Source organism: Paraburkholderia bengalensis (assembly GCF_037126505.1).
GTDB classification, from domain to species: Bacteria; Pseudomonadota; Gammaproteobacteria; order Burkholderiales; family Burkholderiaceae; genus Paraburkholderia; species Paraburkholderia bengalensis.
The window spans coordinates 1-9058 of sequence record NZ_JACFYJ010000172.1 but is presented as its reverse complement, the minus strand read 5'-3'; the positions used below and the strand labels follow the sequence as shown (position 1 = coordinate 9058).

At 65.0% G+C, this 9058-nt stretch carries 9 protein-coding genes; 6 read left to right on the top strand and 3 right to left on the bottom strand.

Going from position 1 to position 9058, the window contains the following annotated elements; all coding sequences use genetic code 11:
* The 3 genes from H3V53_RS41540 to H3V53_RS41530 all read right to left on the bottom strand — a co-directional run.
* Positions 1 to 648 (bottom strand): hypothetical protein (locus H3V53_RS41540; RefSeq protein WP_336602793.1); only part of this gene is annotated, 648 nt, incomplete at its 3' end.
* Positions 649 to 738: 90 nt separating this feature from the next.
* Positions 739 to 1710: a thymidylate synthase gene (locus H3V53_RS41535; RefSeq protein WP_336602792.1), complete on the bottom strand. Its 972-nt coding sequence runs from the start codon at positions 1708 to 1710 to the stop codon at positions 739 to 741.
* Positions 1711 to 1964: 254 nt separating this feature from the next.
* Positions 1965 to 3365, bottom strand: coding sequence for a sigma 54-interacting transcriptional regulator (locus H3V53_RS41530; protein ID WP_054925044.1), 1401 nt, complete (start codon positions 3363 to 3365; stop codon positions 1965 to 1967).
* Positions 3366 to 3913: 548 nt separating this feature from the next.
* Here H3V53_RS41530 and H3V53_RS41525 point away from each other — a divergent pair.
* The 6 genes from H3V53_RS41525 to H3V53_RS41500 all read left to right on the top strand — a co-directional run bounded on the left by H3V53_RS41525 (position 3914) and on the right by H3V53_RS41500 (position 8698).
* Entirely contained in the window at positions 3914 to 4435 is a 522-nt protein-coding gene (locus H3V53_RS41525) for a hypothetical protein (protein ID WP_336602791.1), read from the top strand.
* 95 nt (positions 4436 to 4530) lie between these two features.
* Positions 4531 to 5043 (top strand): hypothetical protein, encoded by a 513-nt coding sequence (locus H3V53_RS41520; protein WP_336602790.1) that lies wholly within the window; start codon positions 4531 to 4533, stop codon positions 5041 to 5043.
* 41 nt (positions 5044 to 5084) lie between these two features.
* Positions 5085 to 5672: a hypothetical protein gene (locus H3V53_RS41515; protein ID WP_336602789.1), complete on the top strand. Its 588-nt coding sequence runs from the start codon at positions 5085 to 5087 to the stop codon at positions 5670 to 5672.
* 29 nt (positions 5673 to 5701) lie between these two features.
* Positions 5702 to 7096 carry a hypothetical protein gene (locus H3V53_RS41510; protein ID WP_336602788.1) on the top strand — a complete coding sequence of 465 codons (1395 nt, stop codon included), beginning with the start codon at positions 5702 to 5704 and terminating at the stop codon, positions 7094 to 7096.
* 69 nt (positions 7097 to 7165) lie between these two features.
* Complete coding sequence (locus H3V53_RS41505; RefSeq protein WP_336602787.1) at positions 7166 to 7885, top strand: C39 family peptidase; 720 nt, start codon at positions 7166 to 7168, stop codon at positions 7883 to 7885.
* Positions 7886 to 7891: 6 nt separating this feature from the next.
* Positions 7892 to 8698, top strand: a complete 807-nt coding sequence (locus H3V53_RS41500; RefSeq protein WP_336602786.1) for a peptidase C39 — start codon at positions 7892 to 7894, stop codon at positions 8696 to 8698.
* The last annotated feature ends 360 nt before the right edge of the window (positions 8699 to 9058 follow it).

The following is a 9058-nucleotide window of genomic DNA, read 5'->3' as shown; positions in this document are numbered from 1 at the left end:
CAGGCGGCAGGCGCGCAGCGGCCTGGCGGTGGCAGCGCGCCGACTAGTGCTCAGCAGCACGGCACGCCGGCCCAGCCTGGCAATGGCGTGCCGCGCCCGCCGCAGTTCGCGGGCGGCCATCCGATGAACGGCATGCCGCAACAGCCGGCGCAAGCGGCAAGCGGTCAACGGCGGGACGCGCCTCTCGGGCAACAGCACGAGCCCGTCTGGACCCAGCAGCACGCGCCGATGGCCCAGCAGCGCGGGAATTCGCAGCAGTTCGGCGCCGTGCAGGCGCCTTCGCAGCATCATCCAGGTCAGCAGCCGGGTCAGGCCACCCCGCAGCATGAAGCGTCGCAGCGACCCGCGAGCGTCTTCGGTGGCGGTGTCGCGCAGGGGCAACCATCGCGCGAGCAGAACGGACGAGCACAGCAGGCACCGATGCAGCAGGCGCAAGGGCGTCCGGAGCCGTCGGCGCGATCCAGGTTCCAGCCGCAAGGGCAACCGCAGCAGCAGCAGGCTCATCAGGAATTCCGTCCGCAGCCCCAACCGCAGCAGCAGCCGCGTCAGGAGTTCCACCCGCAGCCGCATCCGCAACCCCAGACGCAGCCGCAGCCGCAGCCACATCAGGAACAACGCGCGACGGGCGGCGGCGGCCACGACGAGCATCACCGCGGCTGAACGTCCGCTTCGCGCCAGAAAGCAAAAACGCCCACCGCAATCGCAGTGGGCGTTTCTCTGTTCGAACGACGAAGGCCGTCAGATCGCCATCGGCGCGGTCAGCGGCTCATGGTGCCGATAGCCGACCAGCGAAAAATCGGACGGCTCGACCTTCTCGAGCCACTCGGGCGCGTAGACACCCGTTTTGGCGTACTCCGGAACGCGCTCGGAAATCGCCAGCCGCGGGCTTTCGTAGGGATCACGGGTCAGTTGCTGCTGCAACATATCGAGCTGGTTCTCGTAGATATGCGCGTCGCCGATGAAGTACGTGAACCAGCGCGGCGTATAGCCCGTCAGGCGGCCGACGAGATGCAGCAGCGCGGCGCCTTCCGTCAGGTTGAACGGCGTGCCGAGGCCGACGTCGTTGCTGCGGATATACAGGCACAGCGAAATCTCGCGCTTCGTCGCGTTCGGCAGGAACTGGTACAGCAGATGGCACGCGGGCAGCGCGATTTCCTCGAGCACGGCCGGATTCCAGGCATGAAACAGAATCCGCCGGTCCGACGGGTTCATCATGATCGTGTCGAGGCACTGGCGCAGCTGGTCGATGGCCTTGTACAGCAACACCTTGCGCACCCCGCCCTCTTCGAATTCCGTGACGGCCGCATAGCCGCGCGATACCGCGTCTTCGAGCTGCGCGCTCGCCGTTGCGTCGAGTACCTTGTACGCCGGCCACTGGCGCCACTGCGCGCCGTACACGTCGCCCAGATCGTCCGTGCCTTGCCGGTAAGGATTGGCAAGCCACTGGGCGTTTTCGTTCGCGTTCGCGTCCCAGACCTTGCAGCCGAGCGCGCGGAAATCCGCTGCGCTGCGCGACGCCCGCAAAAAGCCGATCAGCTCGCCAATCGCCGACTTGAACGCGAGCTTCTTGGTCGTCACGGCGGGGAAACCCTGCTGCAGATCGAAGCGCAGCATCGCCCCCGGCATGCTGATCGTGCGGATGCCGGTGCGGTTCTCCTGCCAGCTGCCCGTATCGAGGATCGTGCGAACAAGGTCGAGATATTGTTTCATGCGGGTTCCTTCGGCCGTGCGCAGCGCGCCGCGGGTGTTTTTAGGAAAACACCGATTCTAGCAAGCCAGACGGACGCACGTTGACCGGCCGGATGGCCAGGGAGGGATACCCCGTCCGCTCGCCATCGACGAAGCCGCAATGCAGCGCGGACGGCAATGCGGCCCTCGCAAGCGGAATCCCTGAAACGAAGAAGCCCGGCCAGACGGCCGGGCTTCTTCGGCAAAACGCAACGAAAAACGGGATGAAACCGCGCCTACAGGTGCGGCATCGTCGATGGCATTTCGGCAGCGGCGTGCGGCGCGAGCGGCTCGCTTTCCATATGCCGCATGCCGTGCGAGCACAGCAGCCGGTACAGCGTGACACGCGAAATGCCAAGTTCCTGCGCCGCGTCGCCGAGACGCCCGCGATGGCGCAGCAGCGCCAGCTCGATCGCCTGCCGTTCGGCGGCCTCGCGCGCCTGCGCGAGCGACACGGGCACAATTTCGACGTACTCGGCCAGTTCGAGGTCGCGCGCGGTGATCGCCCGCCCTTCGGACATCACGATTGCGCGCCGCACGCGGTTGATCAGTTCGCGCACGTTGCCCGGCCAGCTGTAGTTGTGGAGCGCCGCGATCGCGTCGGGCGCGAAGCCGCGCAGCCGGCGGCTCGCATCTTTCCTGAAGCGTTCGAGCATATGCCGCGCGAGCAGTTCGATGTCCTTGCCGCGCGCGCGCAGCGGCGGCTCGTCGATCTGCAGCACGCATAGACGGTGATACAGGTCCGAGCGGAAGCGCCCTTCGATCATCGCCGTGTTCATGTCGACGTGCGTGGCCGAGATGATCCGCACGTCCACTTCGACGGAACCGTGGCCGCCCAGGCGCTCGACCTTGCGCTCCTGCAGGAAGCGCAGCAGGCTCGCCTGACTTTCGAGCGGCAGATCGCCGATTTCGTCGAGGAACAACGTGCCGCCGTTGGCCGCCTCGACACGCCCGATCTTGCGCTGGTTCGCGCCCGTGAACGCGCCCCGCTCGTAGCCGAACAGCTCCGATTGCAGCAGATGCGGCGGAATCGCGCCGCAGTTGATCGGGACGAACGGCGCGTTGCGGCGCGACGAGCGTTCGTGAATGGCGACGGCCGTGAGTTCCTTGCCCGTGCCCGACTCGCCCGAAATGAACACGGGCGCGTCGGTCATCGCCACTTTGCGGATCGAGCGGAACAGCGCGAGCATCGCGTCGCACGAACCGACCATTTCGCCTTCCGAGCCGCCCTGCGAAGCGTCGTTCGATGCCGGCTCGCCCAGCGAAACCATGCCATATGCATGGCCGACGGAATCGACGATGCGGTCGCCCGAGTAAGGGACGGTAACGTAGTCGAAACAATAGTCGCGCACGAGGCGGCGCAACGCCGCGTCCTGCAACTGGCCCGCCATGGTGGTGGCGACCCACCCAACGTTGGGCATGGTCAGACAGGATTCGAAGGCGGCGATTTCGTGCTGCTGGAAGCAGCTGGACAGGTCGAGCAGACCACCCGCCGCCATCCCCGAACGTACGGCGCGACGCGCGTCGCGTGCAGAACCGACGACTTCGACATGCCACCCGCGTTCAAGGAAACGCGAGTTCAACTCAGAACTGGGATCTCTTGAAACGTATATCAGTTGCCGCGTGGCGGATTCCATTATTCAGATCCTCTCGTCAACGAACGTTAAGGATGACGGCACGTGCTGATCTGGATTTTGCTTTCAGGCACGCCAATTCGTACGGGATTCGCACACAGCGAAAACCGAACGGCCATTCCATTCCGTACGGACAGCTGATCCCCGAAAAACGGCGCGTGTATTGAAACGGCCCAGTACTGGGCTTTTTAAAAACTTGTGCTCTGGTTGAGAGCTTACTATACGCGCGAGCCGGCGAAAACAAATATGCAAATTAAATCGCAGAGCCTTGTCCAGCAAGGGTTTTCGGCTATCAAAGAGGCTCTTTGGGGCGCGATTAAAACAGTGGAAGCGCATTCAGCAGACTTTTTTATCAACGTACTACGCTCGCGTCGCGCTTATCACACGGATTTGAAATTAGCGTTTTTTGCGCCGCTGGTTTCAGAGCTGAAACGTTTTCGTCCGGTTTCGCCAGGGCTGCGCCCGTTCCGATTTGCCCGCTCCAATCGCATCAATGGATTGCGCCCGATGGCATACGTTTCGCTAAATGTCCCGCACCCAGGAGACACATCATGCGACTCGTTTTCGGCATCGACGCGAGCCCGTTCCGGTTGCTGTCCGCCTGCGCCGCCCTGTGCGCCGCGCTGGCGCTGGCGACGCTTCCCGCCGGCGCGAACGCCCAGGCATGCGCCACGGATGCGGCAGGTGTCGCCGCCGCGCAACAGGCGGGCATTTTCGTCGCGGATGAAACATCGAACACGGCCGACGCCGCATCCGCATCCGCATCCGCATCCGCATCCGCATCCGCATCCGCATCCACACCCGCCGACGCCGACGCCGCGATCGGCAACGAACCGGACACCGCCGACGGCTCTGCACGCGGCAACGCAAACGATATCGCGCTCGACGATCAGATCCTGTCGCGCCAGCGCGGCGGCGCTGTCGGCATGGTGATGGTCGCGGCGACGCCGCAGCTGATGCGTGGCTCGTCCGTAACGCTGTGGGACGAAATCGCTCCGCCGTCGCCGCTGCCTGTGCCCATCGACGCCGCGCGCGCCGCGCAGGGCAACGTCGCGAACTACCAGCGAAAGTAACGCGGCCGTCCGCGCGGCACACGCATACATCGAACGCGCAGAAGAGAACAGCGCGAACTCGTTCGTACTCCATATCGGATAAGCGGGGAGACAACATGAATGCTTCACTGGGGACGCTATGCCGCCGCGCGGGGCGCGTATCGACACTCAACGCCATCGCCGCCATCGCCGCCATCGCCGGCATGTTCGCGGCCGGCGCGGCCTTCGCGCAGACCGTGAATCCGGGCGACATCGTCGTCCAGCGCGAAGTGACGCCGCGCATCGCGTATGCCCCCGTGCCGCGGGACCAGGACCCCGTCACGTCGAGCGTCGCGACCTTTCCGACCAGCCACTTCAATCCGACGATGGCGCAGGTTGCATCGGATGCCGATCTGATCAGCGCGCACGGCTCGACGGGGCTCGACGGAAACGTTGCGGGCGGCGCGGGCCTGCAGGCCGTCACGCGCATGCTGTCCGGCACCACCACCAACAACAACGTCGCGCTGAGCGCGGGCGGCATCGGCCAGCCGGCGCCCGGCATCGGCGGCACCATCTCGTCGACGGTGACGGGCTCGCTCGCGCCGCTGTCGACGGCGCTGGGCGCGGCGCTCGGAGGGCTCAGCAAATGAACCCGCCGCTTCACTCGATGCTTCACTCGATGCTTCGCGCAATGCCGGCGCTCGCGGGCCTCGCGCTCGCCGCGGCGCAACCGTCGTACGCGCAACAGGTGGGCCGCGTGAGCGGCGACGCCAGCATCGCGACGGGCGCCGCCGTCGGCGCGAGGGGCGCGATCACGGTGAACCAGGCAGCCGGCCTGAACAACGCGCAGGCCAACCAGTTGACCATCACCAGCGGCGACGCCGTCGCCAACGACAACGCCAGCGTGCAGAGCGCGAGCGCCCGGGCGCGCGTGCCCGCCGCGCGCGCCGCGATCGAAGGAAACGCATTTTCGAATTCGTCCGGAGCGGTGATGGTGAACCAGTCTGCGGGCGCAGCGAATCTCCAGCGCAACAGTGTGCAGATCGGCACTGCGGCGGCTGGGGTCGAGACCGTCCCGGATGGGGTGCTATCCGCGACGGCCGCGAACAACGGCGGTCAAGGCCGAGCGGTTGCCGTACCGGGCGCCCGCGAGGCGAGCATCTCCAGCGACGCGTTCAGGAATGTCAATGGAATCGTGCAGATCAACCAGGCTGCCGGAGCCGGTAATGCCACGGCGAACAGTTTTGTGCTCCGTCCCCCGGCGGGCACTTTTTTCTAATTGACCAAAAATCAGTATCGGAGCGAACCATGAAGCGCACTCTTATTGCAGCAGCCGTCCTCGCAGCCGCTTCCTCCAGCGCCTTCGCGACGTCGCTGAAAAACCCGTACATCTTCAATGCCACGCTGGTCGGTGAGGCTGTGGGCATCGAAGGCTATGTCGGGCTGTTCGGCTGCGTGAGCGTCTCGAGCACGGCGGGCGCCGTCGTCAACAACACGCAGAAGGCCTATGCGAATGCGTCGCTGAGCCCGAACGCGCAGACCTACACGTCGGGCAGCATCACGACGAGGATCAACAACCACTACAGCTCCGTCAACGGCGGCGGCTATGCGTTCGCCAACCTGTCGACGTCGCATTCGTCCGAGTCGTATAGCGCGCAAGGCCATCAGGCATCGGCACACTACGCGTACGGCAACCAGAGCAGCTTCGTCAAGGGCGGCGGCTTCGAGGCGAGCGCGCAGGCAGCGGCCATCAGCGGCAGCTTCAGCCATGACAGCCAGAACTCGGGTGGCCATATCTCGGCGGGCGGTCATGCGAGCGCCAGCTACAACTACGCTTCGTTCAACACGCCGTGGTTCGGCTCGGGCCATGCGAGCGTGTCGGGCGGCCTGTCGGCGGGCTACAAGGAGTCCAGCTACAGCAACAGCTCGCATGTCGCGGGCGCGTTCGGCGCAATCGAAGCGTCGGGCCAGGGCAAGGTGTGGGGCTTCCAGGCCAACCAGGGTTCGGGCTGGGCCGCCTATGGCGAACAGTCGAGCGGCTACGAAATCGAGAAGTCGAAGACGCATGACAGCATCTCCGCGAACTGGGGCTTCAGCTCAACGGTGGCATCGACGGACGTCAGCACGTACGGCTCGGTCACCCAGCACATCAACACGCAGAAGGCCGGCACGCTGAACGCCACCACGGGCGCCAACGCCGCGCAGAACACGAGCGGCAACATCGGCGTAAACATCGCGCAAGGGGTGAACAACGCGCAAAGCAACGACGCCGCGCTCGCATCGCTCGATGCAGGCAACGTGTTCGGCAACGCTCAGGTCTTCAACAACCAGAGCTCGGGCGGCCGCGCGAACATCAACAACTTCAACGTGAACGCGTCGGTGGGCGACGGCTCGCTGCAGTACGCATCGGGCAACGTCGGCGTGAACGTCGCGTCGGGCGTGAGCAACGTGCAGAACAACAGCATGGCTGCCTCGACATCGACGATCTCGTCGTCGCACCGCGCCAATGCCGCGATGGTGGCAACGGTCGACTCGTCGCAAACGGCGGGCGTGTCGTTCACCGGCTCGTTCGAAGGCACGGCGACGCTCGGCGCAGGCGCGCTGTCGCACGCTACGGGCAACATCGGCGTGAACATCGCCGGCGGCGCGGGCAACGTGCAGCACAACGGCCTCGCGATCGCTTCGATGAACACCAGCCGCTAAAACGGCAAGCCCATACGGGATGCGCCGACGGCCGACGTAGCCGCCGGCGCGATTTGGCAGGAGACCAGCATGTCCGGGTTTCACCGGTTCCCGGTGTCGCGGCTCGCCGTTGCCGCAGCGGCGCTCGCAACTGCCGCCGTGTGTGCGCGAGTGCACGCACAGGCGAGCATCGACACGTCTACCCTCGCAGGTGTTCCGCTCATAAAAACGGTGCACTCGATGAGGGACCTGCGTTACCGCCACATCGTCAGCCAGCAGTTCGATTACAGCTGCGGTGCGGCGGCGCTCGCGACTCTCCTCAAGTTCGGCTACGGCATCGACATCCCCGAGACGGAACTGATCCGCCGGATGATGGCCTTCTCGACGCCCGAGGTAGTGGTCAAGAACGGCTTCTCGATGCTCGACATGAAGAAGTTCGTCGAGACGATCGGGCTGCGCGGCCGGGGCTTTCGCGTCAACACGGACGCGCTCTATCACCTCCAGATTCCCGTCATGGTTCTGATGAACCTCGACGGCTATGAGCATTTCGTGATCGTCAAGCATGCGCAGGACGGTCGCGTCTTCGTCGCGGACCCCGCACTCGGCAACCGGATATTGCTCGAAGAGGACTTCGCGAAGACATGGAACGGGCTCGTGTTCGCAGTCGTCGGGAAACCGGTCAGGGAGGATTCCCCGCTGTTGCAGGACAACGAGTCGCTGGCCCTGAAGCTGCGCGAACGGGCGCTCAACAACGGCACGGCCGCGACTCCCTTTGTCGAATATGGCTTGATCAAGGCAGACCTGTTCTGACCACCCATGAAGCGCACCCTCTCCCAGCCTCGCCGCATCTGTCTCGCGACATGGATCGCCACGACGTGCGGCCTCGCCACCGGCGCCTTCGCCGCGGACGTGTCGACGTCGCGCGAGCTGGCACCCGTGGCTGTGCAGTGGCAAAGCGTCGGGGATGACGTGCTCGCCCAGCAGACCGGAAAAGGCGCGGGCGGACAGATGATCTCCGGTTTCGTACTCAACATCCTGTCGCAATGGCAGTTGCCGAACGGCGCGAGCGCGCTCGCGCAAGGCACGCTGTCCGTGGCGCGCGATGCGGTCAACGCGTTGTCGGCCAACGTCGGCACGCTCGCGCGCGTCGTCGACGGCCATGGCAATCCGGGCGCAAACCCGAACGCGTCGGCCGTCGGCGGACAAAGCATCGCGGTCAACGGCGTGTCGCAGGTCACGCAGGTGGCGGGCGATCGCAACGCCGGCTTCAACACGGCGACGATCGACTTCAACAACAATCCGCAACTGCTGGCGGGCGGCAACAACGCGCAGGGCGCGTCGGCATCGAACGCGGCGGGCAACATCAAGGCGGGCATCTCGTTCGGCAATGGCGGCGTGACCATCGCGCTGCAGACGCCCGCCGGCATCGCGTCGCAAACCATCGCGCCCGGCAATGCGCAACAGGCCGGCGCCATCGCGCAACTGCTGCAGATCGCAGGCAATAACCAGCAAGTCGCCAACCAGTTGCAGCTCTCGTTGCAGACGGCACCCATGTCGTCCGCGATGCTGCGCCAGGCAGGCGTACTACAAGCTCTGCAAAACGCGGCGAATGCAAGGAGATAGCAAGGAGACCAGGGGGGCCGCTACCCGTCAGAACACGTTTCACCAGCAGGAGAAGCCGCAACGCAAGAGGCAGCGCGAAGCACAAGAACCAGCCAAGCGCTGCCTGTTTTACCGGGGGAGAACAATGAATTCGCATACAACAGGCTGGAAGCCGCGGGCCCGGCTCGCGGCGATCCCTGCCGCAGCCATGCTGTTCGCGCTATCGCAGGGCGCGGGTGCGCAGGCCATTGCCAACCAGTCGCTGGAAGAGCGGCTCAATACCCAGCCAGTTCATGATGTATTGAGAGTGGGAAGAATCGGATGCGTGAGTGTGAAGCGATCGATAGAATAAGAGAAGCTAATTTCGATAACGCCGCTTAA

Excerpts from the sequence above, each read along its gene's own strand:
- H3V53_RS41505 (WP_336602787.1), top strand. The coding sequence starts at position 7,166 with ATGTCCGGGTTTCACCGGTTCCCGGTGTCGCGGCTCGCCGTTGCCGCA.
- H3V53_RS41530 (WP_054925044.1), bottom strand. The coding sequence starts at position 3,365 with ATGGAATCCGCCACGCGGCAACTGATATACGTTTCAAGAGATCCCAGT.
- H3V53_RS41535 (WP_336602792.1), bottom strand. The coding sequence starts at position 1,710 with ATGAAACAATATCTCGACCTTGTTCGCACGATCCTCGATACGGGCAGC.
- H3V53_RS41525 (WP_336602791.1), top strand. The coding sequence starts at position 3,914 with ATGCGACTCGTTTTCGGCATCGACGCGAGCCCGTTCCGGTTGCTGTCC.
- H3V53_RS41500 (WP_336602786.1), top strand. The coding sequence starts at position 7,892 with ATGAAGCGCACCCTCTCCCAGCCTCGCCGCATCTGTCTCGCGACATGG.
- H3V53_RS41510 (WP_336602788.1), top strand. The coding sequence starts at position 5,702 with ATGAAGCGCACTCTTATTGCAGCAGCCGTCCTCGCAGCCGCTTCCTCC.
- H3V53_RS41515 (WP_336602789.1), top strand. The coding sequence starts at position 5,085 with ATGCCGGCGCTCGCGGGCCTCGCGCTCGCCGCGGCGCAACCGTCGTAC.
- H3V53_RS41520 (WP_336602790.1), top strand. The coding sequence starts at position 4,531 with ATGAATGCTTCACTGGGGACGCTATGCCGCCGCGCGGGGCGCGTATCG.